Source organism: Sulfurifustis variabilis (assembly GCF_002355415.1).
In the GTDB taxonomy this organism is placed as follows: domain Bacteria; phylum Pseudomonadota; class Gammaproteobacteria; order Acidiferrobacterales; family Sulfurifustaceae; genus Sulfurifustis; species Sulfurifustis variabilis.
The window spans coordinates 1081952-1107862 of the sequence record NZ_AP014936.1; the positions used below are offsets into that span (position 1 = coordinate 1081952).

Genomic DNA, 25911 nt, shown 5'->3' on the forward strand with positions numbered 1-25911 from the left:
TTTCAGCGAGATGACGCGCCGACTACGCCTCGGCGACGATGGGCTCGATGTAGATCTCGACGCGCCGGTTCAGGCGGCGGCCTTCGGGCGTGGCGTTGCTCGCGCGCGGCGCCGCGAGGCCGCGACCCTCGGCCGCGAGGCGCTCGGGAATCACGCCCCTGTTGCCGAAGTACTGCTGAACGGACTGCGCGCGCCGCTCGGACAGCTTCTGGTTGTACTGCGCGGTGCCGACGTTGTCGGTGTGTCCGACGATCGTGAGGTGCGTCTTGCCGTATCGGTTCACGACCTCGGAGATCTTGTCCATGGTGCTGTAGAAGCCCGGCTTGATTTCGGCCGAGTCGAACTCGAAGGCGGTCTGGTCGGTCATCGTGACCCGCAGTACGTCGCCCTGCATCTTCTCGATCTGGATCGCCCCGGTCGAGCGCTCCTGGGTGAGGACCTTCTCGAGATCCTGCTTCTGCTTGTCCATGTAGTGACCGACCGCCGCGCCCGCGATGCCGCCGCCGACCGCGCCGAGCAGCACGCCCTTCTTGCGATCGTTCTTGGAAGCGATGCCGCCGAGCACGGCGCCGCTCGCCGCGCCGATGATCGCGCCGCGTTCGGCGTCCGTGAGCGGCCGGCCGGTCGCGCAGGCGGTCAACCCGAAAGCGGTGGCGGTCGCGAGTAGCAGCAGTGTGCGAGAGAGCTTCATGCCGTCTCCTTGTATTCCCATGTGGCAAGACCGTACGAACAATGCGTGTAGAGGCGAAACGGGAAAGATTATAGCGGGGACAACCGGCCGCGCGCGCCCCGGGAATGCCGAACGGCGGAAGCGCCCGGCCGTCGGTCCTCGCGGTTGCCCCGTCGCGAGGCTAGGCTCTACTATGTGCCCCGTCGTTCCCGTCCATTGATGCTTCGCTCCCGCCCGGAGGCCGCGTGCAATCCCTGAATCCCGAAGACCGTCTGCAGCTGGCCCGCATGATCGTGAACCTGCTGGACGAATGGGGCGTCGAGCCGGCCGGACAGGTCCTGTTGCTCGGCCTGCCCGAGGAGACGAAGCCGCGATCGATGGCGCGTTACGGGCGGGATCTCCCGCTCCCGGAGGACGCCGAGGTGATGGAGCGGGTCGAGCACCTGGTCGGCATCGCGGACGCGCTGCGCACGACGTTCCCGCGCAACGCGCGCATGGGCACGCTCTGGCTGAATCAGAGGAACAACCGCTTCAACGACCGCGTGCCGCTCGACGTGATGCTGGAGGACGGGCTCGCCGGCGTCATTGCGGTGCGCGCCCACCTCGACTGCGCCTTCGACTGGGACATGAGCGGGTCGAAGGCCTGATCGGCCCCGTCGGGCGCCTTACTCGAAGACGTTCCCCGCGGCCTTGGCCCGCTTGATCTCGGCCTCCCAGGCCTTCTTGAAGGCGGCGCGCCGCGCCGCCTCGCGCTTCGCGGCGGCGTTCCGTTCCGCATCGGCCTTGGCCAGCCGCTGGGCGGCGATCCGGGCCTCCTCTTCGGCCTTGTTCTTCGCCGCTTCGGCCGCTTTGGCCTGACGCACCGATTCCTCGTCGGATTTCCTGCGGGCGATCTCCGCGGCCTGGGCGGCACGCGCCGCCTCCTCCGCGGCGCGTCGGCGCGCGGCCTCGGCTGCCTTCTCGCTGTCGTCGCGCACGCGGGCGATCTGCATCGATTTCTGCTCTTCGTCCAGGCGACGCTTCGCGAGAGGGTGCCCGCCCTTGGCGGCGCGGTCGTACCACTCGAGGGCCTTCTCGTGGTTCTCCTCGGTGCCGAGGCCGTTCTCGTACATCTCGCCAAGGTGGTACATGCCCTGGGGGTCGCCCTTCTGGGCGATCGCGAGCTGGGCCTGGAACAGCCGCTCGTAGGCGTCGTCGAGCCCGGCCGCATGGACGAGGGAGCCGGCCAGCAGGCCGGCGGCCAGTAGCAGGATGTGTGGTATGCGAAATGGCATCTCGGTCCCCTCCCTTCTGCGCTCTCTCTAAATAAGCGTAGTCGTCGGTAAGTGTAGGCAAAGGGTATGCCGCAACTACTATCAGTACTTAAGGAAGTACTGAATTACATACCGGGGGCGGGCGGGGCGGTCGGCGGCGCGTAGCGGTACCGATCGAACGTGGCGAGCAGCAGGGCGCCCGTTCCGAAGAGCAGGACGAAGAAGGTGGCGAGCCCCCCGAGTACCGGGACCAGACGCACGAGCCACAAGAGCGCGAGGGCGGCGATCAGCGCCGCGACGATCCCGAGACGGGCGTGCATCCGTGCCGGGGCGAGTCGCGAGAGGCCGAGGTCGCCGAGGGACAGGATGCCGACCAGGAAGCCGGCCAGCAGCAGTATGAGATAGGCCGCGAGCAGGGCGAGCGCGAGCGGAATGCCGATCACGCTGGCCAGGAGCAGGATTACCAGCACCGGGATCGCGGCGAGACTCGCGAACCCGACGACGAGCGCGCGCCAAGGGGCCGATCTCAGGGTGCGCGCGGCGCCGAGGGCGAAACGGGGAAACAGGAGGTACAGCACGATGCCGGCGAGCGCCAGGGCGGCGAGCGCCACCAGCCCCCCGGTGGCGCGCACGGCGGGGCCGACCGCGGGCGCGTCGAGCGCAATCCGGCGGACCTCGCCGTCCACGCGCGCTCCGGGCGCAATGCGGGCTTCGCTCGGGCTGCGGTAGACGAGGTTGCCGGCGACGTGCGCGCCCGGCCGCAGCTCGACGGTTTGGGCCGCCAAATCGGCGTCGCCCCCGATCGCGCCGGCGAGGGCGAGCGTGCCGCCCGCCGCGCGCAGCTCGCCGGCGATACGTCCCTCGATCACCACCTCGCTGCCCGCGAGCCACGCGCGTCCGCCGACGGTGCCGGTGCCGGCGAGGTGCACCCGGCCTCCCGCCACCACCGCGTCGTCGCCGACCGCGGACGACACCGTCACCGTGCCGCCCGCCGCGCGCAGATCGTCCCCGACCGGCGCGCGCACATCGACCGTTCCGCCGGCGAGCATCGCGTCGCGCCCGACCGGCCGGGCGAGCGCGAGCGTGCCTCCGGCGGCGAGCAGGTCGCCGCGCGTCTCGCTGTCGATGTGCAGGTTCGCCCCGGCCATGTAGACGTCGTCCTCCGCGGCCGCCGCCGGCACGGCGACACAGGCGAGCAGAGCGAGCAGCGCGAGGCGGTTCACAGGCGCCGCACCACGGTCTTCACGTGCGGGTCGTCGGGGCTCGGGTGCACCTCGAAGCCGAGCTTGCGAACGAGGTGCAGCATCGGCGCGTTTTCCTCGAGCACCTCGCCGTCGATGCTCCGGAGTCCGCGGCTACGCGCCGCGTCGATGAGCGCGCCCAGCAGGCGCGAACCGATGCCCTTCGCCTGCCATTCGTCCGCCACGACCAGGGCGAACTCGCCGCTCTCGCCGTCGGGATTGAGGACGTAACGCGTCACGCCGATCTCGACGTCGTGCCCGTCCTGGCGCGTGACGGCGATCAGCGCCAGCTCACGGTCGTAATCGATCTGGGTGAAGCGCACGAGCATCTCGGGCGTGAGCTCGCGCAGGGTCTGCATGAAGCGGAAATATTTCGAGCGCGAGGACAGCTTGCGGACGAAGGTCTGCTCGATCTCGGCGTCCTCCGGACGTATCGGCCGGATGACGATGTCCGTGCCGTCGGGGAGCTGAAGCCGCGTGGTGAAGTGCACGGGGTAGGGATGGATCGCCATGTGCGCGTAGGGCCGCGCAGCGGGCGCGGGCGCGCTGACCACGATGCGCGCGTCGAGCGCCACGACGCCATGCTCGTCGGCCATGAGCGGGTTGATGTCGAGCTCGCGTATCTGCGGGAGCTCGCACACCATCTCCGAGACGCGCCGAAGCAGAGCGAGCAGCGCGTCGAAGTCGATGGCAGGCAGGCTGCGGAACGGGCCGAGCATGCCCGCGATCCGCGTGCGCTCGATCAGCCGCCGCGCGATGAAGTCGTTGAGCGGGGGTAACGCGACCGCGCGGTCGCGCAGGACCTCGACCGCCGTGCCGCCGGCACCGAAGGCGATCACCGGACCGAAGACCGGGTCGCGCAGCACGCCGACGAGCAGCTCCCGCCCGTGCGTGCCCCGGTACATCCGCTCGACGGTCGCGCCGCGGATGTCCGCGTCGGGCCGCTTCTCGCGCACGCTCCGGACGAGGTCGTTGTACGCCCCGCGTACGGCCGCCGCGTCCTGGATGTTGAGGCGTACACCGGCGACTTCGGACTTGTGCGTGATCGCGGGGGAGCTGATCTTGAGCGCCACCGGAAAACCGAGCGACTCGGCCGCGACGAGTGCTTCGTTCGCCGATCGCGCCTCGATCGCCGGCATCACCGGGATGCCGAAGGCGCGCAGGACGGCCCCGGTCTCGAGGCCCGTGAGCAGCGTGCGGCGTTCGGCGAGCGCCCCTTCGATGATCAGCCGCGCGCCGGCGGTGTCCGGCTCGCTCCCGCGGGCCAGAGGCCCGGGCACCTGACGCAGGAGCGCCTGGTTCTTCTGGTAATGCGCGAGGTGCGCGAACGCCTCGACCGCGCTCTCGGGGCGCAGGAACGTCGGGACGCCGGCCGCGAGCAGTCGCGCGCGCCCCTCGCGCACCTGGCGCTCGCCCAGCCAGCATGCGAGCAGCGGCTTCTCGCTGTCCGCGGCCGCGCCGATGACGGCGTCCGCGCACTCGGTCGGATGCGTCATGGCCTGCGGCGTGAGCATGACCAGCACGCCGTCGACGTTCGGATCCGAGAGCGCGGCGCGCGTCGCCGCGCCGTAGCGCGCCGGGTCGGCGTCGCCCAGGATGTCGATCGGATTGCCGTGCGACCATGTCGGCGGCAGCGCGTCGTTCAGGCCCGCTATCGTGGACGGCGCGATTTCCGCGATCCCGATGCCGAGGTCCACCGCGCGGTCGGTCGCCATGACGCCGGGCCCGCCGGCGTTGGTCACCATCGCGACGCGGTCGCCGCGGACGCGGCAGCGCGTGGCAAGGAGCTGCGCGGCGGCGAAAAGTTGCGAAATGGTGTAGACGCGCACGGCGCCGGCACGCGCGAGCGCCGCGTCGAACACGTCGTCGCCGCCGACCAGCGCGCCCGTATGCGACTGCACCGCGCGCGAGCCCTCGGCGTGCCGGCCGGCCTTGATGACCACGACGGGTTTGAGCCGCGCCGCGACCCGCAGCCCGCTGAGGAAGCTGCGGGCATTGCGGATGCCCTCGATATAAAGAAGGATGCTCCGGGTCTGGGGATCCAGCGCGAGGTAGTCCAGCACGTCGCCGAAGTCCACGTCGGCGGCGGCACCGAGCGAGACCATGGCCGAGAAGCCGATCCCGCGCGCCTCCGCCCAGTCGAGGATCGCGGTGCACAGGGCGCCCGACTGCGAGACGAGCGCGAGGGGGCCGGGGAGCGCCTGGTTGTTGCTGAAGGTGGCGTTGAGACGCGCCTGCGGCCGGATGAGGCCGAGGCAGTTGGGGCCGAGGATGCGCAGGTTGTAGCGGCGCGCCACCTCGAGCATCGCCCGCTCGCGCTCCGCGCCGCCCTCGACCTCCGCGAAGCCGGCGGACATGACGATCGCCGCGCGTACGCCGTGCTCGCCGCAGGCGTGGAGGATCTCGGGGACGGTGCGAGCCGGCGTCGCGATGACGGCGAGGTCGACGGGCTGTCCGATCTCGTCGATCGTTTCGTAGCAGCGCAGGCCCTCGATCTCCCGGTACTTCGGATTGATCGGGTGGATCGGGCCCGCGAAGCCCGCGGCACGGACGTTCGCGAGCACCCGCCCGCCCACGGTCTCCGCCTTCGGACTCGCGCCGAAGACCGCGAGCGCGTGCGGGCCGAAGAGGTGATCGAGGTAGTGCTGTCCCATGGCAGTCCCTTCCGTCGGAGGATACGCGAAGCGTCGTCGCCGCGTCTTGCGCGCCGTCAGGGCGCGCCGTCGACGAGCCGCAGGGGCAGGGCGCGCAGGCGCCGCCGGGTCGCGGCCCAGACCGCGTTGGCGACCGCCGGCGCGAGGGGCGGCACGCCCGGTTCGCCAACTCCACCCGGGGCCCGGTCGGAACCGACGAAATGCACGTCGACCTCGGGCATCTCGCTCCATCGGACGATCGGGTAGTCATGAAAACTCTGTGCCTGAACGGCGCCGTTCTCGATACGGATCTCGCCGTGGAGCGCGGCGGAGAGGGCGAACGCCACCGCGCCTTCCATCTGCGCGCGAACGAGATCGGGATGGACCACCGTGCCGCAGTCGAGCGCGCAGGTAACGCGGTGCACGCGGATCCCGTCCGCCGCCACGGACACCTCCGCCACCTGCGCGACCCAGCTTCCGAACGACCGATAAACCGCGATGCCCTGGTGACGCCCGGCCGGGGGCCGGCCCCAGCCCGCCTCCCGCGCCGCGAGCTCGAGCACGCCGCGATGGCGCGGCGATTCCCCGAGGAGCGCGAGGCGATAGTCGAGGGGATCCCGGCCTGCGGCGTCAGCCAGCTCGTCGAGGAAGCATTCGATCGCGAATGCGTTCTGCGAAGCGCCGACCGAGCGCCAGGCGCCCACCGGCACGGCCGTTTCCTCGACGACATGCTCCTCGCGCACGTGCGGGATGGCGTAGGGCAGATCGATGCCGTTCATGACGAGCTCGGGGCCGACGATGCGGTGGTGCCACGCGCACGGCATGCCGCTCCCGTCGAGTCCCGCCACGAGCGAGGCGAGATGGCCGGGACGATAAAAGTCGTGCTGCAGGTCGTCCGCGCGCGTCCACCACACCTGCACGGGCGTCCCGCTCGCGCGCGCGAGCCTGACCGCCTCCGCGACGAAGTCCTGCTCCTGCCGCCTTCCGAACCCGCCGCCGAGGAAGGTCGTGTGCACGTGCACGGCGTGCGCCGGCAGGCCGGTGATCGCCATCGCGGTTTCCTGCGCCCCCGTTTGCGCTTGGGTCGGAACCCACACGTCGCAGCGCTCGTGCGTCACGCGCGCGGTGCAGTTCATGGGCTCCATCGTGGCGTGGGCGAGATAGGGCGTCTCGTACCGTGCCTCGAGCCTTCGCGCCGCGCGCCCGAGGGCGCGCGTGACGTTCCCTTGACGCCGCACGGCGCGGCCCTTGGTCTGCGCCCGCTCGCGAAAGCGCGCCCGGATGAGCGCGCTCGAGAGCGCGGCGCCATCGCCGTCGGACCAGGCGATCGAGAGTCGCCCGCGTCCGCGCCACGCGGACCAGAAATCGTCGGCGAGCACCGCCACGCCTTCCTCGATCTCGAGGACATCGCGCACGCCGGACACGGCGCGCGCCGCGTCGGAGTCGAACGACGCCACGCGGCCGCCGAAGACCGGGCAGCGCGCGACCAGCGCGACGCGCATTCCGGGAACCGTGATATCGCCGCCGAAGACGGCACGGCCGGTCACGAGATCCGGTATCTCGAGGCGTGGAGAGGATCTGCCGATGAAACGGTACTGCGACGCGGTCTTGAGCGGAGGCCGCTTGCGCGCCGGTCGGATCCCCCTCGCCCGCGACGCGAGCGCGCCGTAGGAAAGGCGTCGGCCGCTCCCGCGGTGCACGACGGCGCCGCGCGAGGCGAAGCATTCGTCGGGTGCGACCTCCCACGTCCGCGCGGCCGCGCGGATCAGCGTCTCGCGCGCGCCGGCGCCGGCGACGCGCAGCGCCTCCCAGGCGGCGCGCACGCTCGTGCTGCCGCCCGTCATCTGCGACCCGAGCCGGGGATTCGCGTAGTCGCCGGACGCCGGGGCGAACGCGATCCGCACCTGTTCGAGATCCACCTCGAGCTCCTCGGCGATCAGCGTCGCGAGGCCGGTCACGACACCCTGACCCATCTCGGAGCGGTCGATGACGAGCGTGACGGCGCCGTCGGCGCCGATGCGGATCCAGGGGTTGGGCGCGAAAAGCGCGTCTTCCGGCGGATCGACCACGCGGGGGCCCGCGGGCATCGCGGCGGCCGCGACGTCGCCGGCGACGGCGCGCGCGATCGCGCGGCCGATGCGGAGGTAGGTCCCGCAACGGCAGAGCACGCCGTCCATCGCCTCCGCGACGTCGGCGGCCGCGGGGCGCGCGTTCGCTTCGAGCAGCGCGGCGGCGGCCATGAGCTGACCGGGCTGGCAGTACCCGCACTGCGGCACCTGCTCCGCGATCCACGCGTCGATCAGCCGATGGCCGCGCGCGGCCAGGCCTTCGACCGTGAGCACGTCGGCGCCGTCGATCTCCGCAGCCGGCACCATGCATGCGCGCGCCGCGCGGCGGTTGAGGTGAACCGTGCAGATCCCGCAGACGCCCACGCCGCAGCCGTACTTCGTGCCCTTGAGGCCGAGCTCGTCGCGCAAGATCCAGAGAAGGGGTTTTTCGGGATCGACCGAAAGGCGGTGCGGGGTGCCGTTCACGGTCACAGAGATCATCCGTGTCTCCGGACCGCGGGGTTCAATGCATCGCGTCGGCGAGCTGCGACTGGTAATGCCGGACGCGCGCGTCCTCGGGGCCGAGCATCTGGAACAGGGCGAGCAGTCCGTCGCGGGCGGCGTTGTCGCGGAAGGCGTGGTCGCGGCGCACGATCTCGAGCAGCTGGTTCATGGCACCCTCGTAGTCGTCCTGCACGACCCTGGCGGCCGCGAGCTGGTAGCGCGCCTCGAGGTTCTCGGGGTCGCTGGCGATCGCGCTCTCCAGGGCGTCGGGCGGCGGGGCGCTCTGCGACGTGCTGATGAAATCGAGATGCGCGGACAGGTTGCGCAGCTCCGCGTTGTCCTTCGCGGGGCCGGGCAGGGACTTGAGGAGCCGCGAGGCCTCGGGAAACCGGCCGGCCAGCATGAGGAGCTTGGCGAGATCGAGCGGGATCTGCGGATTGCCGGGCTCGGCGAGCGCGGCTTCCGCCGCGAGGCGCACGGCGCGGTCGAGCTCGCCCTTCTGGTAGGCCTCGACCGCCTGCCCGTAGAGCGGCGTGACCGTCTTGGCCGGGACATGCTTGCCGATGAAATCACGCAGGACGGGGTCGGACTCGGCACCGTGCAGCGTGTCGACGACCTTGCCGCCCCGGAACATCTTCACGGTGGGCACGCTCATCACGCCCTGCTCGCGCGCCAAGGGTCCGTACTCGTCGGTGTTCAGGAGCGCGAGCAGGAACCGGCCGTTGAACTCCGTGGCGAGGCGGATCAGGCGCGGGAGCAGCATCATGCAAGGGCCGGCCCGCGGCGACCAGTAGCTCACCAGCACCGGGCCCTTGTCCGAATTTTCCAGCACGACCGCGTGGAAATTCTCGGCGGTCGCGTCGACGATGTAGGAGGGGGTCCCCATGGAAGGGCGTTACGATACAGAAACGCCATCGCCCTCGACAAGCCGCCAAGGCTGTATAATCCGCGAGGTCATGAGCGCCAACGGCATCAACAACGTCAACGTCGTCTCGCAGGAGCTGCTGCCGACGCCCGAGCAGGTGAAGGCGGCGCTGCCGCTCACCGCCGCGGCCGAGCGCACCGTCCGCGAGGGGCGCGCGACGCTCCGCCGGATCCTCGCGCGCGAGGATCCGCGTCTCTTCGTGGTCGTCGGTCCCTGCTCGATCCACGACGCCGGAGCGGCGCGCGAGTACGCGACGCGCCTTCGCCGGCTTGCCGACGAGGTGGCCGGCAGCCTCTTCCTGATCATGCGCGTGTACTTCGAGAAGCCCCGTACGACCGTTGGGTGGAAGGGGCTCATCAACGACCCGTTCATGGACGATTCCTTCCACATCGAGAAGGGGCTTTACCTCGCGCGGGAGCTGCTCCTGTACATCGCCGAGCTCGGGCTGCCGGCCGCGACGGAGGCGCTCGACCCGATCACGCCGCAGTACCTGAACGACCTCGTCACCTGGACCGCCATCGGCGCGCGCACCACGGAGTCGCAGACCCATCGCGAGATGGCGAGCGGCCTGTCGACGCCCGTCGGCTTCAAGAACGGCACCGACGGCAGCCTCGGGGTCGCGATCAACGCGCTCAAGTCGGTCGCGCGCCCGCACCATTTCCTCGGCATCAACCAGAACGGGCAGTGCGCGGTCTTCCGCACGCGCGGCAACCGCGACGCGCACGTCGTGCTCCGCGGCGGAGGCGGGCGCCCGAACTACGACTCGGTCTCGATCGCGATGTGCGAGCGTGAGCTCGCCGAGAACGGCCTGCCGGCGAACATCGTCGTCGACTGCTCGCACGGCAACTCGAACAAGGATCCCGCCCTTCAGTCGCTCGTGGCGGAGAACTGCGTCAACCAGATCCTGGAAGGCAACCGCTCCATCGTGGGGCTCATGCTCGAGAGCAACCTCCACTGGGGCAACCAGCCGATCCCGAAGAACCTCGCGCAGCTGAAATACGGCGTGTCGGTCACGGACGCCTGCATCGACTGGTCCGCCACCGAGACGCTGCTGAAGTCCGCCGCCGCGAAGATGCGGCCTCTGCTCGCGGCGCGCGCCGGCGCCGCCTAGGACCCCTGCGGGAATTTCGCCCGTTTCCGGTATAATCGCGCGCTTTCGCGCGTCCCCATGGCTACCTCCCAGCACGAAATCGCCCGCCGGCGCACGTTCGCGATCATCTCGCACCCGGACGCCGGCAAGACCACGCTCACCGAGAAGCTGCTGCTCTTCGGCGGCGCGATCCAGCTCGCCGGCACGGTGAAGGGGCGCAAGAGCGCGCGCCACGCGACCTCGGACTGGATGGAGCTCGAGAAGAGCCGCGGCATCTCGGTCACCTCGTCGGTGATGCAGTTCCCCTACGACGGGCGCATCGTGAACCTCCTCGATACGCCCGGCCACGAGGATTTCTCGGAGGACACCTACCGCACGCTCACCGCGGTCGACTCGGCCCTGATGGTCATCGACAGCGCGAAGGGCGTCGAGGACCGCACCATCAAGCTCATGGAGGTGTGCCGCCTGCGCGACACGCCGATCATGACCTTCGTGAACAAGCTCGACCGGGAGGGGCGGGAGCCGCTGGAGTTGCTCGACGAGATCGAGCGGGTGCTCACGATCCGCTGCGCGCCCGTCACCTGGCCGATCGGTTCGGGTCGGCGCTTCAAGGGCGTGTACCACCTGATCGAGAACTCCGTGCACTTCTACGCGCCGGCCCACGGCGGGCGCGTGCCCGAGGGCAAGGTGATCCACGGGCTGGACAATCCGTTTCTGGACGAGGTCCTCGGCGAGCAGGCGGCCGAGCTGCGCCAGGAGATCGAGCTGATGAAGGGCGCGGCGGAAACGTTCTCGCGCGAGGCCTACCTCGCCGGGACGCAGACGCCGGTCTTCTTCGGTTCGGCGATCAACAACTTCGGCGTGAAGGAGCTGCTCGACGCCTTCGTCGTTCATGCTCCCGGCCCGCGCGCGCGGGAGGCCGACGCGCGCCAGGTCGAGCCGACGGAAGAAAAGTTCAGCGGCTTCGTGTTCAAGATCCAGGCGAACATGGACCCCAAGCATCGCGACCGCATCGCCTTCCTGCGCATCACCTCCGGGCGTTACGAGAAGGGCATGCGCCTCTTCCAGGTGCGCACGCAGCGCGACATGCAGGTGATGAACGCGCTTACGTTCATGGCCAACGAGCGCGAGCGCGTCGAGGAGGCGTACGCCGGCGACATCATCGGCCTGCACAACCACGGCACGATCCAGATCGGCGACACCTTTACCGAGGGCGAGGCGCTCAAATTCGGCGGCATCCCGTACTTCGCGCCCGAGCTCTTCCGGCGCGTGCTGCTCGCCGACCCCATGCGCATGAAGGCGCTGCAGAAGGGCCTCGACCAGCTGAGCGAGGAAGGCGCCACGCAGGTGTTCCGCCCGCTCAGCGGCAACGACCTCGTGCTCGGCGCCGTCGGCGTGCTCCAGTTCGACGTGGTGGCCTGGCGCCTGAAGCACGAGTACGGCGTCGAGTGCCGCTACGAGGCCGTCGACGTGGCCACGGCGCGCTGGATCGAGGGCGACGACGCCAAGGTCCGCGATTTTCGCCGTCAGTACGAGGCGCGGCTGGCTCTCGACCGCGCCGGCCACCTGGTTTACCTCGCGCCGAGCACGGTCAATCTGAACGTCACGATGGAGCGCTGGCCGGACATCCGTTTCCGCGCGACCCGGGAGCACTGAAGGCACCGGGCGGCCGCCCGGACCGCGAGTGGTACACTCGGGCCGGAGGGAACGCGCGATGACCGACGTCCGCCTCAGCCGGCGCGCGATGCTCCGGCTGCTTCTCGCCTCGGCGCCGCTCGCGGCCGGCGTCCGCCCGGCTCGCGCCGCAGGCGAACCCATGACGCAGCGCACGATTCCGGTCTCGGGGGAGCGCATTCCCGTCATCGGTCTCGGTACGTGGCAGACCTTCGACGTCGGCCCGGCCGAAACCGAGCGCGCGCCGCTGCGCGAAGTCCTGCGCCTGTTCCTCGCGCACGGGGGGCGGGTCGTCGACTCCTCGCCGATGTACGGCAGCGCCGAGTCGGTGCTCGGCGATCTCGCCGCGGAGCTGCGCGCGCACGACCGGCTCTTCCTCGCGACCAAGGTCTGGACCGGCGGCGAGGCCGCCGGCGTGCGGCAGATGGAGGAGTCGCTCGAGCGAATGCGTGCCCGGCGGCTCGATCTCGTGCAGGTCCACAACCTGCTCGACTGGCGCACGCACCTCAAGACGCTGCGCGCATGGAAGGAGCAGGGGCGGGTACGCTACCTCGGCGTCACCCATTACACCGCCTCGGCGTACGAGGAGCTCGAACGCGTGATGGAGAGCGAGCCGCTCGATTTCGTGCAGCTCAACTATTCGATCGCCGAGCGCGAGGCCGAGCGGCGGCTCCTGCCGCTCGCGCGCGAGCGCGGCATCGCGGTGCTCGCGAACCGTCCCTTTGCCAAGGCAGGGCTCTTCCGGCGCGTGCGCGGGCGCGCGCTGCCCGCCTGGGCCGCCGAGTTCGACTGTGCGAGCTGGGCGCAGTTCTTCCTCAAGTTCGTGATCGGCCACCCGGCCGTGACCTGCGCGATCCCGGCGACGAGCAATCCGAAGCACGCCGTCGACAACATGCAGGCCGGCTACGGTCGCCTGCCGGACGGAGCGATGCGGCAGCGGATGGCGGAGCGGGTGCGGCAGCTCTAGAAGGCAGCGCTCACTGCCAGGTTCCAGGTCTCCGGTTGCAATGCGCGCTTCGCGCGCTCATCGACTTATCGCTTATCACTGTGCACTCGGCGCTGACCTTACTGCAGGTGCACGAACCGGTGCTCGAGCTCGAGCGCGGTCAGCCGGCTGCCGAGGACCACCACTCGGCCCCGCTCCCGGTCGCCGGAAGGAGTGCCGTACTCGAAATGGTAGGCGCGCTCGAGCCGGATGCGGCCGTCCGCGTCTCGCCGCAGCGCCAGGCGGCCGAGCGCCACCGTTTCGTCGAGGAACTGCATGCCGGCGCGCTCGCACTCGCGCCGCGCCGCCCGTACCCCGATCTCCTGCACGCGCCGGCCGTCCACCCAGAGTGCGAGGGCAAGCGCGATGAACAGGATGAGTCCGAGCTCGATCATGCGTGGCCGCGCGGTATTCTAAGGGCCGGGCGGAGAATGGCGAGGACCGGACCGTGGCCGACGAGCATCTTCGAATCCGCTTCCTGACGGAACGCGACGGCGCCGAGGCGACGCGCGTCTGGGTGGCGCGAACACTCAAGATCTACCGCGAAGCGCTTCAGGGCGAATCGAACTATACCTCGCTCCCCGAATACCGGTCGCGCTTCGAGGAGGCGATTCGCGCCTTCGAGGAGTATCTCGCGCGCGAACCGCGCTAGCGAAACCGCGGTCCTCACGGACCCGCCGATCCGGCGTTCGTTCCGTCACGGCCAGCGTCGCCAGGCGGTCCGACCGAGATCGAACGCCGCCGGCCGAGAGGTTGCTTCGCCGCGTCGCTCCTTCGATCGTTCGTCCCCGGGCACCCGGGCGTCAATGCAGCTTCGTCCGCGGGCGCGTCGGCCGGGTGAGCGTGTCGGCGACGACGAGCAGTCCCGTCCGCAAGGCGCCGAAGAGCGCGCGCTGGTGCAGGCGATAGAGACTGCGGTAGAGCACGCGGGCGAGCCAGCCCTCGACGTGCACCGACCCGGTGAGGTTGCCCATGAGACTGCCGACCGTGCTGTATTCGCTCAGCGAGACGAGCGAGCCGTAATCGCGGTAGACGTACTCAGGCAGGGGCTCGCCGCGAAGCCTTCGCGCGAGCGAGCGCACGAGCAGGGAGGCCTGCTGGTGCGCGGCCTGCGCGGTCGGCGGAACCGGCTTGTCGTGGCCCGGGCGCGGGCAGCTCGCGCAGTCGCCGAAGGCGAAGATGTCGTCGTCGCGCGTCGTCTGCAGCGTGCGGCGCACCACCAGCTGGTTGAGGCGGTTGGTCTCGAGGCCGGCGAGGTCGCGGAGGAAATCGGGCGCCTTGATGCCCGCCGCCCAGACTTTGTGCTCGGCCGCGATGAACAGCCCGTCGTGCGTCGTCAGCCCTTCGGCGGCGGCCCGGGTGACGCGCTTGCCCGTGTGCACCTGAACGTTCAGGCGCTTCAGCTCGCGCTCGGCCGGCTCCGCCAGCCGGCGCGGGAGGGCGGGCAGGATCCGGTCGGAGGCCTCGATGATCACGAGCCGCACGTCCTTCTCCGGGACGATACGGTCGAAGCCGTAGGCCACCATCTGGCGCGCGACGTGGTGCAGCTCGGCGGCGAGCTCGACGCCGGTCGCGCCCGCACCCACGATCGCCACGTTGAGCTGCCCCTCGCGAAGCGGCTCGGTCTGCGTCTGGGCGCGCATGTAGCTCTCGAGCAGCCGGCGCTGGAAACGGTCGGCGTCGTCGCGGCTGTCGAGGAACGCGCAGTGCTCGCGCACGCCCTCGATGCCGAAGTCGTTGGTCACGCTGCCGACGGCGACGACGAGCAGGTCGTACGGCACCGTGCGTGCCGGGATGATCACTTCCCCGCGCTCGTCCAGGGTCGGCGCGATGCGCACCGCCTTCGCCGCCCGGTCGATGTCCTGCATGCGTCCCAGCCGGAACTCGAAGCCCCGCGAGGCCGCCTGCGCGATGTAGTCGACGTCGTCGTCGTGGGAGTCGAGCGTGCCCGCGGCGACCTCGTGCAGCAGCGGCTTCCACAGATGCGTGAGCGCGTGATCGACGAGCGTGACGTGCGCCCGGCCCCGCCGTCCCAGCGTGCGCCCGAGGCGGCTCGCGAGCTCGAGCCCGCCCGCGCCGCCGCCGACCACGACGATGCGCGGCACGACGTGCATGGCGACCCGGTCCGCGCGTGCGTCCATCCGCATTACCCCGGTCAACGGCGCAGGCTTGCGATCTGCCCGCACCGACGATCGATCTTCGAAAGCGCGAGTGTCATTGCGAGGAGCGAAGCGACGAAGCCTTCCGGTCGCGGAGATCGCTTCGCTGCGCTCGCAATGGCGAAAGCGCTTAGTCTAGTGCGATGGCGGGCGTCGCGCACCTCGCCCGCGAGCGGTGCGCGGCGTCCGGTGCGTTCAGCCCGTGGCGTTTCCCGGCTTGGCGAGCATGGCCTTGAGGGCGGCCAGGCTCGCGATCCCGTCGCTGCGATCGTCGGGGTCGCGCTTCGCTCCGGACCGGATGGCCTCCTCGCCCAGCTCGGCGATGAAGCGGCTCGGCTCGCAGGTCTGCCATTCCTTCCCCCGCCGGCGTTTCAGGCAATGGCTCACGAAGAGCTGCTTCTGCGCGCGCGTGACGGCCACGTACATCAATCGGCGCTCCTCGTCGATCTTGCCGGCCTCGACCGACTCGCGATGCGGCAGGATGTCCTCTTCGACCCCGACCAGGAACACGTACGGAAATTCGAGGCCCTTCGCGGCGTGGATGGTGCTCAGGCTCACCGCGTCCGATTCGTCGTTGCGCCCTTCGAGCAGGTTCATGAGCGCAACCGTTTGCGTGAGCTCGAGCAGGGTCTTCTCGTCGGCTTCGGCCTTGTCGGCGAGCCAGGCGGTGAATTTCTGCACGTTGTCCCAGCGCGTCTCGGCGTCGCGGGTATCGAGGCTGTCGAACAGGTGGCTGCGGTAATCGATGGCGCTCAGCAGATCGTCGAGCACGTCCCTGGCGGGCTCGCCCTGCTCGGCGCGATGGCCGATCCGGTTGATGAAGTCGCAGAAGGTCCGGAGCGGCCCGAGCTGTTGCGGCTTGAGCCGGGAGGCGAGGCCGAGCTCGTACACGGCCGCGAACATGCTCATGTGGCGTTCGCCGGCGTAGGCCCCGAGCGCTTCCAGCGTCTGCGGACCGATGCCGCGGCGCGGCGTGGTCACCGCGCGGATGAACGCCGGATCGTCGTCGACGTTGGCGACGAGCCGCAGATACGCCGTCAGGTCCTTGATCTCCGCGCGCTCGAAGAACGACTGCCCGCCCGAGAGCCGGTAGGGGATGCGCTGGTTGCGAAGGTACTGCTCGAACACGCGCGCCTGGTGATTGCCGCGGTAGAGGATCGCGTAGTCGGCGTAAGCGGTGCGGTGCTGGATGCGGTGCGCGGCGATGCGCATCACGACCGACTCGGCCTCGTGCTCCTCGTCCTTCATGGCCGTGACCTGCACCGGCTCGCCGGCGCCGAGCTCGGACCACAGGCGCTTCTCGAAGAGCTTCGGGTTGTTCGCGATGAGCGTGTTGGCCGCCTGGAGGATGCGGCCGGTGGAGCGGTAGTTCTGCTCGAGCTTGATCACCTTGAGCTGCGGGTAGTCGGTCTGAAGCGTGTTCAGGTTCTCCACGTTCGCCCCCCGCCAGGCGTAGATCGCCTGGTCGTCGTCGCCGACCGCCGTGAAGCGTCCGGCCTCCCCGCACAGCAGGCGCAGCAGCCGGTACTGCGCGCCGTTCGTGTCCTGGTACTCGTCGATCAGAAAATAGCGCAGCCGGTCGCGCCAGCGCCCGAGCGCGTCGGCGTGCTCGCTGAAGAGCTGCACGGGCAGCCCGATCAGGTCGTCGAAGTCGACGGCCTGGTAGGCGCGCAGCGTGAGGTCGTACTGCCGATAGGCGCGGGCGAGCGTCGCGTGCTGCTCGTCGGTCGCCTGCTTCTCCGCCTCTTCGGGCGAGAGCAGGGCGTTCTTCCAGGACGAGATCTGCCACTGCGCGCGGCGGATCGTCTGCTTGTCGACGCTGCCGATGAGCTGCGCGAGGATCGCGAACGCGTCGTCGGCGTCGAGGATCGAGAAGCGGGGTTTCAGACCGAGGGCCGCGGCCTCGCCGCGCAGGATCCTGACGCCGAGCGCGTGAAACGTGGAGATCGTGAGCTCGCGCACGGCCCGGTTGCCCGGCGCCATGGCGCCGATGCGCTCCTGCATCTCGCGCGCCGCCTTGTTCGTGAAGGTGATCGCGGCCACGTGCTTGGGCGCGCAGCCGCGGCCGACGAGGTGCGCGATCTTGTGCGTGATGACGCGGGTCTTGCCGCTGCCGGCCCCGGCGAGCACGAGCAACGGGCCGTCGAGGTAGCGCACGGCTTCGATCTGCCGGGGGTTGAGCGACACGGATTCTTCTTCTGATGCGAGACGCGGGAGGCGAAGTATAACCGAGACGTCGGCCCGCGCGACGTGCACGAGGACGCATTAACAGCGAGAGGACGAGGAGAGAAACGCGGCGCGACTGTCAACACGCGCCGGACCGGCGGCGCGTGCTAGCCGGGGAGCGCCTTCACCTTTTCCTGCTGGCTCTCGAGATCCGCGAGCGTCGCCTCGAAATGCCGGGCGCGCTGTTGCATCTGCTCGACGACCTGTTTCGGCGCGCGCGCGACGAAAGCCTCGTTCTCGAGGCTGGACCGTGCCTTGGCCAGCTCCTTCTCGGCCTTGTCGATCTCCTTCTCGAGCCGCTCGAGCTCGGCGGCCCTGTCGATGAGCGAGCCGAGCGGCACGAGCACCTTCATGCGGCCGACGAGCTGCATCACGGCCTCCGGCGCCGCCTCGGCGCGATCGAGCCAGGTGAGCGGCTCCATGCGGCCGAGGAGTTTCAGGTAGGCCGCGTTCTTTTCCATCCACGCCCGCTCGCGCGCCTCGCCCTCGGCGAGGAGCACGGGGAGCGGCTTCGACGGCGCGATGTCGCGCTCGCTGCGCACCGTCCGCACCGCGCCGATCACCGCCATGACCCAGCCGAGCTCCTCGATCGCCGCCGCGTCGATCCTCGACTCGTCGGCCATCGGGTAGGGCTCGCGCATGATGCTCGGGCCCGCTTTGCCCGCGAGCGGCGCGACGCGCAGCCAGATTTCCTCGGTGATGAACGGCATGATCGGATGCAGGAGCCGCAGCAGCGACTCGAGCACGTGCACCAGCGTGTGGCGCGTGCCGCGCTGCGCGTCCGCCGGACCCGCGCGGTCCGTCAGCACGACCTTGGAGAGCTCGAGGTACCAGTCGCAGTACTCGTACCAGGTGAAGCTGTAGAGCGCCTGGGCGGCGAGGTCGAAGCGGTACTCGGAAAGATTCTTTCGCACCTCGGCCGTAAGCTGCTGCAGTCGGCCGAGGATCCAGCGGTCGACGTGGTTGAGCGAAAGCTTGCCGCCGCGTTGCCCACAGTCCTGCCCCTCGGTGTTCATCAGGACGTAGCGCGCGGCGTTCCAGAGCTTGTTGCAGAAGTTGCGGTAGCCCTCGATGCGCCCGAGGTCGAACTTGATGTCCCGGCCCTGGGTGGCGAGGCTCGCCATGGTGAATCGCAGGGCGTCGGTGCCGAAGGCGGGGATGCCGTTCGGGTACTCCTTGCGCGTGGCCTGCTCGATGCGCCTGGCCATCTGCGGCTGCATCAGGCCGGTCGTGCGTTTGGCGAGGAGCGACTCCAGGTCGATGCCGTCGATCAGGTCGAGCGGGTCGAGAATGTTGCCCTTGGACTTCGACATCTTCTGCCCATGCGCGTCGCGAATCAGCCCCGTGATGTAGACCTCTCGGAACGGCACGTCGTCCATGAACTTGAGGCCCATCATGATCATGCGCGCGACCCAGAAGAAGATGATGTCGAATCCGGTCACGAGCACGTTCGTGGGGTAGAAGGTCTCCAGTTCGCGCGTCTTCTCCGGCCAGCCGAGCGTCGAGAACGGCCAGAGCGCCGAGGAGAACCAGGTGTCGAGCACGTCCGGATCCTGCCTGAGTGCGATCTCGCGACCGAGCCGGTGCCGGGCGCGCACCTCGCTCTCGCTGCGTCCGACGTAGCAGGCGCCCTGGTCGTCGTACCACGCCGGGATGCGGTGGCCCCACCAGATCTGGCGCGAGATGCACCAGTCCTGGATGTTGCGCATCCATTCGAAGTAGGTCTTGGCCCAGGCATCGGGCACGAAGCGGATGCGGCCGTCCTCGACGGCCCTGATCGCCTCCTCCGCGAGCGGCCCGACTTTCACGTACCACTGGTCGGTGAGATAGGGCTCGATCACGGCGTTCGTGCGGTCGCCGCGCGGCACCATGAGCTTGTGCGCCTCGGTCTTCTCGAGGAGCCCCGCCGCGTCGAGATCGGCGACGAGCTGCTTGCGGCACTCGAAGCGGTCGAGGCCGCGGTACGGGAAGGGGATGAGCGCCGCGGTCGACTCCCACGGCGCCTCGCCGTCGGCGTGCGGCGTGCCCGCGCGGTCGGGCGCGCGGTGGCCCCAGGTCTGGTCGTCGCGCGCGTCGCTTTTCAGGCGCGCATCGGGCGTGAAGATGTTGATCAGCCCGTTCTGCGGCACGTTCCGGAGGGGCGTCTCGTCGCGGTGCCGCAGCCACACCTGGTAGTCGTTGAAGTCGTGCGCCGGCGTGATCTTGACGCAGCCGGTGCCGAAGGCGGGATCGACGTACTCGTCCGCGATGATCGGGATGCGGCGGCCCGTCAGGGGCAGCTCGACGAGCGCGCCGATCAGGTGCTTATAGCGATCGTCGTTCGGGTGCACCGCGACCGCGGCGTCGCCGAGGAGCGTTTCGGGGCGGGTCGTCGCGACGACCAGGTGCCCGGCTCCGCTCGTTCCCGGCGTCTTGCCTCCCGCGGCGCTCGCGCGTCCGCGTGCGGCTTCGGCGAGCGGATAGCGGATGTGCCAGAGCGAGCCGTTCTCCTCTTCGGAAACCACTTCCAGGTCGGACACGGCGGTATGAAGCACCGGATCCCAGTTGACCAGCCGCTTGCCGCGATAGATGAGACCTTCCTCGTACAGCCGGACGAACACCTCGGCGACGGCACGCGACAGCCCCTCGTCCATGGTGAAGCGCTCGCGCGACCAGTCGAGCGAGGCGCCGAGGCGGCGGAGCTGCTTCGTGATGCGCCCGCCGGACTGCGCCTTCCATTCCCAGACGCGCTCGATGAATTTGTCGCGCCCGAGATCGTGGCGCGTCTTGCCTTCGGCTTCGAGCTGGCGCTCGACCACCATCTGCGTCGCGATGCCCGCGTGGTCCGTGCCCGCCTGCCACAGCGCGCGCTCGCCGGACATCCGGTGGAAGCGGGTGAGCGTGTCCATGAGCGTGTCCTGGAACGCGTGGCCCATGTGCAGGCTGCCCGTGACGTTGGGCGGCGGGATCATGATGCAGTACGGCGCGCCGTCGCCGCCGGGCGCGAAGTAGCCGGCCTGCTCCCAGCGCGCGTACAGGCGCTGCTCGATCGCGTGGGGCTCGTAGGCCTTGGGGAGCGGCGCCTCTTCGGCGCCCGGTGCCGGGGTGTCATGGCTCATGGCGGACGCGGATTGTAGCGGGAAGAAACGGGGTTGCGCGACGCGGTCAGGCGCCGCGCGGGGGGTCGCCGGGGGCGAGCGCGTCGCGGAGCAGCTTCTGCAGGCGTTCGATCGTGCGGATATCGAGCGGCGGCTCGCCCGCCTTGCGCCGCTCGATGTTGAGCCGCGCGACCACGCGGATGGCGATCGCGCGCGCCTGCTCCGGCGTGGCGAGCTCGTGACCCGCCTCGAGCTCGGCGATTTCGCGAAGCACCGGGATGCCGTCGTCGAGGGCCGGCGATCCGGGAATCCCGGACGAAGAGGGCGACACCGTTTCGGGAGGCCCCGCCCCGGTCGGTTCACTTGCCGCGCCGGTTTCGGCTTCGCCCGTCGGCCGATCCTTGCCGGTCGGCTCCCCGACGGTCGCTGTTGCCGCCGGTGTCGCGGGTGCCGCGTCCGAATCGCTTTCCTCGCGCTTCTCCTCCTTCAGCAGGGAAGCGAGGGAAGGCGGCGGTTCCTCGAAGGGCAGGGCATCCTGCAACCCGTACCGCGGCACGGTGCCTTCGACCCCGGCATCGTCCTCGCGCTCCGACCCGGCCGCGCCGCGGGAGACGGGCCCCGTATCCGGCGGAACACGCAGATCCTCCGGCGGCGGGGGCTCGTCGAGGGGCCACTCGGCTTCGGACGGAAGCGCTGCGGTGTCGATCGGCGGGTTCTCGCGCGCGTGCCTGGCGGGCTCGATCAGCTCGTGCGTGATGAGCGCATCGAGCTTGTCGAGCGCCCGATCGAAGGCATCCGGGATGGACCCGGCGGGTGGCGCCGGAGGCGACGACGGCGCGGTGTCGGCGTCGCGGCGGGAAACGATGTCGTTGCGGATCAGGTCCTGAAGCGACTTCAGCACTTCCTCGAGCGTGCGCTTGGGGGAGGGCTTGTGCTTGGGCTTCTCGTCCGCCATGGCGCGATGACTCAGAGCTGATGGGTCTGCGGCGGGTGTCCGCGCTCGCGGTAGAAGCGAAAGCGTTCGCGGCCCCTCGCACGGTCCTCCTCGCTCGCGCCGACCAGCTCCGCGACACGATCGAAGCGGTCGAAGAACGCCGGGGCCTGGGAAGCCAGCGAGATCAGCACGCTGTTGGCGGCGGCGGGGGGTTCGCTGTGGCCGATGATCACCGGAAGCGGCGGCCCGGACGTGTGCGGGTGGATCCCGTGCGGAATGAAGCTCCCGGCGCTGAAGGTCCACAGCAGCCGGTCGAGCTGCTCCGACTCCTCGGGTCCGCCGGTCAGTATATAGACGCCGTGCCCGAGCCGGTAGGCCTTGTGCGTGAGCTTGCAGGCCGCGAGATGTTTGCCGCCCGTGTCGGCGTCCGGGAGGAGATAGAAATCGACCCGCGTCATTCGGCCGCCACGCCCTCCTTGGCCGCGCGGTTGATCAGGAACTGCGTGAGCAGGGGAACCGGCCGTCCGGTCGCGCCCTTCTCCTTCCCGGTCTTCCAGGCGGTGCCCGCGATATCGAGGTGCGCCCACTTGTAGTCCCGCGTGTAGCGCGCGAGGAACGAGCCGCCGATGATCGCGCCCGCCTCGCGTCCGCCGATGTTCGCCATGTCGGCGAAGTTGCTGTCGAGCTGCTTCTGGTACTCGTCCCACAGCGGCAGCTGCCACGCGCGGTCGTAGGTGTATTTTCCGGCATTCAGCAGCTCGCGCGCGAGCGCATCGCTGTTCGCCAGCAGGCCGCTCGCGTGGTTGCCGAGCGCGATGACGCAGGCGCCGGTGAGCGTCGCGATGTCGACGACGACGGCGGGGTTGTAGCGACCGACATAGGTGAGCGCGTCGCACAGGATCAGCCGCCCCTCGGCGTCGGTGTTCAGCACCTCGATGGTCTGACCGGACATCGAGGTGACGATGTCGCCCGGCTTGTTGGCGTTCCCGTCGGGAAGGTTCTCGGAGCTCGGGATGACGCCGACGACGTTGATCGGCAGCCTGATCTCGGCGGCCGCCTTGACCGCGCCGAGCACCGAGGCCGCGCCGCACATGTCGTACTTCATCTCGTCCATGTTCGCGGCCGGCTTGATCGAGATGCCGCCGGCGTCGAACGTGAGCCCCTTGCCGACCAGCGCCACGGGCGCCTCGCCCTCGGCGCCGCCGCGGTACTCGAGCACGATGAGCTTCGGCGGCTGGCGGCTGCCGCGCGCGACGGACAGCAGGGCGCCCATGCCGAGCTCGCGCATGTCGCTCTCCTCGAGCACGGTGACCTTCACGCCGTTCTGGTTCCCGAGCGCCACGGCCTGCTCGGCGAGATAGGTCGGGGTACAGATGTTGCCGGGAAGGTTGCCGAGGTCCCTGGCGAGCTTCACGCCACCGGCGATCGCGAGGCCCTGCCGGATCGCGGTCTCGCCGGACTGCAGGTCGCTGCGCTTGGAGACCGCGAGCACCATGCGCTTGAGGTTGCGCCGGTTGTTGGCGTCGTTCTTCTTGCTCTTGAGCTGATCGAACCGGTACAGGCTCGCCTCGGTCGCCTCGACCGTGTGGCGGATCTTCCAGAAGACGTCCCGGCCCTTGACCTCGAGCTCGGTGAGGTACGACGTCGCCTCGGTCGCGCCGGTGTCCTTCAGCGCGCCGATCGCCGCCGCGACGCTCTCGCGAAAACGCGCTTCGTTGAACTCCTTGTCCTTGCCGCAACCCACGAGGAGAACGCGCTCGCTGGGCAGGTTGGGAAGATGGTGCAGCAGCAGCGTCTGACCCGCCTTGCCCTGGTGGTCTCCGCGGCGCAGCACCTGGCCGACGGCTCCGCCCGTCACTTCGTCGATTTGCTGCGCGGCGGAGGAGAGCCTGCGCCCCGCATACACGCCCACGACGAGGCAGCCGCTGCGCTGCTTCTCGGGAGTCCCGCTTTTGACGCTGTATTCCATGTTTTTCCGGCTGATCGAACGCTGGGTTGGCGGCGAATTGTGCTATAGTGCCGCGGCGCTTTGGGACCCGTTCCTCTTGCCGCTCAATCGTTTAGCGACATTCGTGATCGGAAATCAGGACCAATCGGGGACGTTTCCCGTGCGGGCCTCGGTTGCGCCGCATTTTCCGTTTTTTGTTTCCCCGTTGTCAAAAACCCCGGAGCGCGTCGGGCCGTGATCGTTCACCGGGCCTTCTATCGCGAAGCGGTCCAGTCGACGGCCGCGATCGTCGTCATCCTGCTGGTGGTGCTGGTCTTCTTCGGCCTCACCGCGGTCCTCGGGCGCGCGGCGCGCGGCGATTTCGCGCAAACCATCGTGCTCAAGCTGCTCGGCTGGCAGACGGCGAAGCGGCTCGACCTGCTGCTGCCCCTCGGGCTCTATCTGGGCACGCTCCTCACCCTCAGCCGCTGGTATCGCGACAGCGAGATGACGGTCCTCTCCGCGTGCGGGGTGGGGCTGACACAGCTGCTGCGCCCCGTCCTCGTCCTGGCCGTCCTGGTCGCCGCGCTGGTCGCCGCGGCCTCGTTCTACGTGACGCCGCTTGCCAACCGCCAGATCGAGGTGGTGAAGCTGCAGAGTGAACGCCGGCCGGAGCTCGCGGGGATCACCCCGGGCAGCTTCACCGAGGCGGCGGCGGGCGGTCGGATCCTCTATGCCGAGCGGGTCGAGGGCGACGGTCGCCTCGGTCATGTGTTCGTCGCGAGCCCCGTCGATGCGGACCGACCGCGTGTCGTCCTGGCTGCGCAGGGCGAACCGTATATCGACCGGAAGACGGGCGACCGCTTCGTCGTGCTGAAGGACGGCTGGGGCTACGAGGGCAGGCCGGGAGCGGCGGACTACCGGGTCGTGAACTTCGAGCGCTATCACGTCCGCATCACGGCGCGGCCGCTCGATCCGCCGCCGACGCGCGCGCAGGCGATGACCACGCGCGAGCTGCTCGCGGCGCGGGACGAGGCGGCGCTGGCCGAATGGCACTGGCGGTTGTCGAAGCCGCTGTTCGTCCCCGTTCTGGCGGCCTTCGCGCTCGTGCTGGCGCACACGGACGCCCGGCGCGGGCGACTGGCGAACCTCTTCGCCGCGATCCTCGTCTACTTCATCTACTCGAACCTGCTCGGGCTCGGCGAAACGCTGCTCCGCAAGGGGCAGGTGCCGGGATGGCTCGGGCTCTGGTGGGTACACGTTCCGTTCGCCTTGCTCGCCATGCACTTCCTGGCGCGGCGTAGCGCGAACAAGCCGCTGTTCGGCTGGATTTTGCGGCGCGCGAGGGCGGCATGATCGCGATCCTCGACCGGCATATCGGCCGCAGCCTCCTGCTGGCGACCCTGCTCGTGACCGGCGTGCTGCTCGCGCTCTTCGTGTTCATCTCCGTAGTCGACGTGCTTCCCGACTATGGCAAGGGGACGTTCGGCGGCTATGAGCTGCTGCGCTATGTCGCGCTCAGCCAGCCGCGCAAGCTGTACGAGGCATTTCCGGTGGCGGTGCTCGTCGGCACGCTGCTCGGGCTGTCCACGCTCGCCCTGAACGCGGAGCTGACCGCGATGCGCGCGGCCGGCGTCTCCAAGGCGCGCATCGTTTCGGCGGCGATGAAGACCGGGCTGCTGCTGATGCTCCTTGCCGTGGCCCTGGGCGAGTACGTCGTGCCGGCCGCGGAGACCCAGGCGCAGACCGGCCGTGCGCGTGCCCTCGCGACGGGATTCCAGCAGAAGGGCTCGGGCCTGTGGCTGCGGGACGGAGCGAGCTTCGTCAGTCTCGGCGAGGTGCTCCCGGACCTGAGCCTGCTGCGGGTCGCCATATACGAATTCGCCCCCGATCGCCGCCTGCTCCGGCTGACCTCCGCGGAGCGCGCGGTGTACGACGAGGGGCGCTGGCGGCTCGAAGGCGTACAGCGGACGCGATTGAGCGAGGAACGGGTCGAGGCCGAGGCGATCACCGAGCAGAGCTGGATCGCCCGCCTGACGCCCGAGGTAGTCGCGGTCTATACCGTCAAGCCCGAGGCGCTCTCCATCGCGCAGCTCTCCGCGTATATCCGTCATCTCGAGCAGAACGGCCAGGAAACCGGGCGTTACCGGCTGACGATGTGGCAAAAGGCGTTCATGCCCCTGGCCACCGCGATCATGGTCCTGCTCGCGACGCCCTTCGTCTTCCAGGAGGCGAGAAGCGGCGGGCTCGCGCAGCGCGTCTTCATCGGCGTCATGATCGGGCTCGCCTTTGTCGTGCTCACCCGCAGCGCCGGGTACCTGGGCGTGATCTACGGCGCTCCGCCCCTCCTGGGGGCGGTGTTGCCCCTCGCGCTTTTTCTCGGGCTTGCGGTCGTCCTTCTCCGGCGCAACGCATGAAGCTTGTGCACAACCGCGGGTAAACCCCATGCCGGCCGCGATTTGCCAAAAAGACACACTCCCGTGCGAGAAGCGTTTCCCTGTTTTGAAGCGCGTCGCGCATGTTTAAAAAATGCGCAAAGTAAGCGGAGTGCTTTTTTGCAAAGCG

General features: G+C 69.7%; 21 protein-coding genes. 8 read left to right on the forward strand and 13 right to left on the reverse strand.

The annotated features are described in order from the left end of the window. Positions 1-22 precede the first annotated feature (22 nt). Positions 23-691 carry a YiaD family glycine zipper/OmpA-like lipoprotein gene (locus SVA_RS05220; protein WP_096459823.1) on the reverse strand — a complete coding sequence of 223 codons (669 nt, stop codon included), beginning with the start codon at positions 689-691 and terminating at the stop codon, positions 23-25. A gap of 224 nt (positions 692-915) precedes the next feature. Between SVA_RS05220 and SVA_RS05225 the strand changes: the two genes are divergently transcribed. After that, positions 916-1317, forward strand: coding sequence for an antitoxin Xre/MbcA/ParS toxin-binding domain-containing protein (locus tag SVA_RS05225; RefSeq protein WP_096459826.1), 402 nt, complete (start codon positions 916-918; stop codon positions 1315-1317). An 18-nt stretch (positions 1318-1335) separates the two neighbouring features. Here SVA_RS05225 and SVA_RS05230 read toward each other — a convergent pair whose 3' ends face one another. From SVA_RS05230 to SVA_RS05250, 5 genes are all read right to left on the reverse strand, one after another. Continuing rightward, positions 1336-1944 carry an SEL1-like repeat protein gene (locus tag SVA_RS05230; protein WP_096459829.1) on the reverse strand — a complete coding sequence of 203 codons (609 nt, stop codon included), beginning with the start codon at positions 1942-1944 and terminating at the stop codon, positions 1336-1338. 104 nt (positions 1945-2048) lie between these two features. Next, a complete protein-coding gene (locus tag SVA_RS05235) occupies positions 2049-3146 on the reverse strand; it encodes a DUF8173 domain-containing protein (RefSeq protein WP_096459832.1) in 1098 nt (365 codons plus the stop codon). Further along, positions 3143-5818 carry a bifunctional acetate--CoA ligase family protein/GNAT family N-acetyltransferase gene (locus SVA_RS05240; RefSeq protein ID WP_096459835.1) on the reverse strand — a complete coding sequence of 892 codons (2676 nt, stop codon included), beginning with the start codon at positions 5816-5818 and terminating at the stop codon, positions 3143-3145. The genes SVA_RS05235 and SVA_RS05240 overlap by 4 nt, the downstream gene beginning before the upstream one ends. Positions 5819-5874: 56 nt before the next feature. Further along, a complete protein-coding gene (locus SVA_RS05245; RefSeq protein ID WP_096459838.1) occupies positions 5875-8346 on the reverse strand; it encodes a molybdopterin cofactor-binding domain-containing protein in 2472 nt (823 codons plus the stop codon). 22 nt (positions 8347-8368) lie between these two features. Beyond that, a complete protein-coding gene (locus tag SVA_RS05250; protein WP_096459841.1) occupies positions 8369-9235 on the reverse strand; it encodes a tetratricopeptide repeat protein in 867 nt (288 codons plus the stop codon). 70 nt (positions 9236-9305) lie between these two features. On the opposite strand from SVA_RS05250, the gene SVA_RS05255 reads away from it, so the two are divergent. The 3 genes from SVA_RS05255 to SVA_RS05265 are packed head-to-tail and all read left to right on the forward strand — an operon-like array spanning position 9306 to position 13005. Continuing rightward, positions 9306-10385 (forward strand): 3-deoxy-7-phosphoheptulonate synthase, encoded by a 1080-nt coding sequence (locus tag SVA_RS05255; RefSeq protein ID WP_096459844.1) that lies wholly within the window; start codon positions 9306-9308, stop codon positions 10383-10385. Positions 10386-10442: 57 nt separating this feature from the next. Next, the gene (locus tag SVA_RS05260) at positions 10443-12020 is read left to right on the forward strand and encodes a peptide chain release factor 3 (protein WP_096459847.1); all 1578 of its coding nucleotides are present in this window, start codon (positions 10443-10445) and stop codon (positions 12018-12020) included. Positions 12021-12078: 58 nt separating this feature from the next. Beyond that, on the forward strand, positions 12079-13005 hold the full coding sequence (locus tag SVA_RS05265) for an aldo/keto reductase (RefSeq protein WP_197703380.1): 927 nt from the start codon (positions 12079-12081) through the stop codon (positions 13003-13005). Positions 13006-13103: 98 nt separating this feature from the next. Here SVA_RS05265 and SVA_RS05270 read toward each other — a convergent pair whose 3' ends face one another. Next, entirely contained in the window at positions 13104-13418 is a 315-nt protein-coding gene (locus SVA_RS05270) for a DUF3301 domain-containing protein (RefSeq protein ID WP_096459850.1), read from the reverse strand. 53 nt (positions 13419-13471) lie between these two features. On the opposite strand from SVA_RS05270, the gene SVA_RS05275 reads away from it, so the two are divergent. Next, positions 13472-13675, forward strand: coding sequence for a hypothetical protein (locus SVA_RS05275; RefSeq protein WP_096459853.1), 204 nt, complete (start codon positions 13472-13474; stop codon positions 13673-13675). Positions 13676-13826: 151 nt separating this feature from the next. Here SVA_RS05275 and SVA_RS05280 read toward each other — a convergent pair whose 3' ends face one another. The 6 genes from SVA_RS05280 to SVA_RS05305 form a co-directional block, all read right to left on the reverse strand. After that, positions 13827-15164 (reverse strand): NAD(P)/FAD-dependent oxidoreductase, encoded by a 1338-nt coding sequence (locus tag SVA_RS05280; RefSeq protein ID WP_231971839.1) that lies wholly within the window; start codon positions 15162-15164, stop codon positions 13827-13829. 213 nt (positions 15165-15377) lie between these two features. Beyond that, the gene (locus SVA_RS05285) at positions 15378-17369 is read right to left on the reverse strand and encodes a UvrD-helicase domain-containing protein (RefSeq protein WP_096459856.1); all 1992 of its coding nucleotides are present in this window, start codon (positions 17367-17369) and stop codon (positions 15378-15380) included. A gap of 146 nt (positions 17370-17515) precedes the next feature. Next, on the reverse strand, positions 17516-20506 hold the full coding sequence (locus tag SVA_RS05290; RefSeq protein WP_096459859.1) for a valine--tRNA ligase: 2991 nt from the start codon (positions 20504-20506) through the stop codon (positions 17516-17518). A gap of 46 nt (positions 20507-20552) precedes the next feature. Then, the gene (locus SVA_RS05295) at positions 20553-21440 is read right to left on the reverse strand and encodes a hypothetical protein (protein WP_096459862.1); all 888 of its coding nucleotides are present in this window, start codon (positions 21438-21440) and stop codon (positions 20553-20555) included. Positions 21441-21451: 11 nt separating this feature from the next. Further along, complete coding sequence (locus SVA_RS05300) at positions 21452-21877, reverse strand: DNA polymerase III subunit chi (protein WP_096459866.1); 426 nt, start codon at positions 21875-21877, stop codon at positions 21452-21454. Continuing rightward, on the reverse strand, positions 21874-23388 hold the full coding sequence (locus tag SVA_RS05305; RefSeq protein WP_096459869.1) for a leucyl aminopeptidase: 1515 nt from the start codon (positions 23386-23388) through the stop codon (positions 21874-21876). Before SVA_RS05305 ends, SVA_RS05300 begins: the two co-directional genes overlap by 4 nt. Between SVA_RS05305 and SVA_RS19725 the strand changes: the two genes are divergently transcribed. From SVA_RS19725 to lptG, 3 genes are read left to right on the forward strand one after another with little or no spacing between them, the layout of a single operon-like run. Continuing rightward, positions 23387-23605 (forward strand): hypothetical protein, encoded by a 219-nt coding sequence (locus tag SVA_RS19725; protein WP_169923976.1) that lies wholly within the window; start codon positions 23387-23389, stop codon positions 23603-23605. The two genes, SVA_RS05305 and SVA_RS19725, sit on opposite strands and share 2 nt — an antisense overlap. Beyond that, entirely contained in the window at positions 23602-24702 is a 1101-nt protein-coding gene (gene lptF / locus SVA_RS05310) for an LPS export ABC transporter permease LptF (RefSeq protein ID WP_169923977.1), read from the forward strand. Before SVA_RS19725 ends, lptF begins: the two co-directional genes overlap by 4 nt. Beyond that, the gene (lptG, locus tag SVA_RS05315; protein WP_096459875.1) at positions 24699-25763 is read left to right on the forward strand and encodes an LPS export ABC transporter permease LptG; all 1065 of its coding nucleotides are present in this window, start codon (positions 24699-24701) and stop codon (positions 25761-25763) included. Before lptF ends, lptG begins: the two co-directional genes overlap by 4 nt. Positions 25764-25911: the final 148 nt, after the last annotated feature.

What these genes read in the sequence shown, in the direction of transcription:
- SVA_RS05230 (WP_096459829.1), bottom strand. Translation starts at nt 1,944, where the DNA reads ATGCCATTTCGCATACCACACATCCTGCTACTGGCCGCCGGCCTGCTG.
- SVA_RS05220 (WP_096459823.1), bottom strand. Translation starts at nt 691, where the DNA reads ATGAAGCTCTCTCGCACACTGCTGCTACTCGCGACCGCCACCGCTTTC.
- SVA_RS05305 (WP_096459869.1), bottom strand. Translation starts at nt 23,388, where the DNA reads ATGGAATACAGCGTCAAAAGCGGGACTCCCGAGAAGCAGCGCAGCGGC.
- SVA_RS05295 (WP_096459862.1), bottom strand. Translation starts at nt 21,440, where the DNA reads ATGGCGGACGAGAAGCCCAAGCACAAGCCCTCCCCCAAGCGCACGCTC.
- SVA_RS05270 (WP_096459850.1), bottom strand. Translation starts at nt 13,418, where the DNA reads ATGATCGAGCTCGGACTCATCCTGTTCATCGCGCTTGCCCTCGCACTC.
- SVA_RS05245 (WP_096459838.1), bottom strand. Translation starts at nt 8,346, where the DNA reads ATGATCTCTGTGACCGTGAACGGCACCCCGCACCGCCTTTCGGTCGAT.
- SVA_RS05290 (WP_096459859.1), bottom strand. Translation starts at nt 20,506, where the DNA reads ATGAGCCATGACACCCCGGCACCGGGCGCCGAAGAGGCGCCGCTCCCC.
- SVA_RS05300 (WP_096459866.1), bottom strand. Translation starts at nt 21,877, where the DNA reads ATGACGCGGGTCGATTTCTATCTCCTCCCGGACGCCGACACGGGCGGC.
- SVA_RS05255 (WP_096459844.1), top strand. Translation starts at nt 9,306, where the DNA reads ATGAGCGCCAACGGCATCAACAACGTCAACGTCGTCTCGCAGGAGCTG.
- SVA_RS05280 (WP_231971839.1), bottom strand. Translation starts at nt 15,164, where the DNA reads ATGGACGCACGCGCGGACCGGGTCGCCATGCACGTCGTGCCGCGCATC.
- SVA_RS05250 (WP_096459841.1), bottom strand. Translation starts at nt 9,235, where the DNA reads ATGGGGACCCCCTCCTACATCGTCGACGCGACCGCCGAGAATTTCCAC.
- lptG (WP_096459875.1), top strand. Translation starts at nt 24,699, where the DNA reads ATGATCGCGATCCTCGACCGGCATATCGGCCGCAGCCTCCTGCTGGCG.
- SVA_RS19725 (WP_169923976.1), top strand. Translation starts at nt 23,387, where the DNA reads ATGTTTTTCCGGCTGATCGAACGCTGGGTTGGCGGCGAATTGTGCTAT.
- SVA_RS05260 (WP_096459847.1), top strand. Translation starts at nt 10,443, where the DNA reads ATGGCTACCTCCCAGCACGAAATCGCCCGCCGGCGCACGTTCGCGATC.
- SVA_RS05240 (WP_096459835.1), bottom strand. Translation starts at nt 5,818, where the DNA reads ATGGGACAGCACTACCTCGATCACCTCTTCGGCCCGCACGCGCTCGCG.
- SVA_RS05265 (WP_197703380.1), top strand. Translation starts at nt 12,079, where the DNA reads ATGACCGACGTCCGCCTCAGCCGGCGCGCGATGCTCCGGCTGCTTCTC.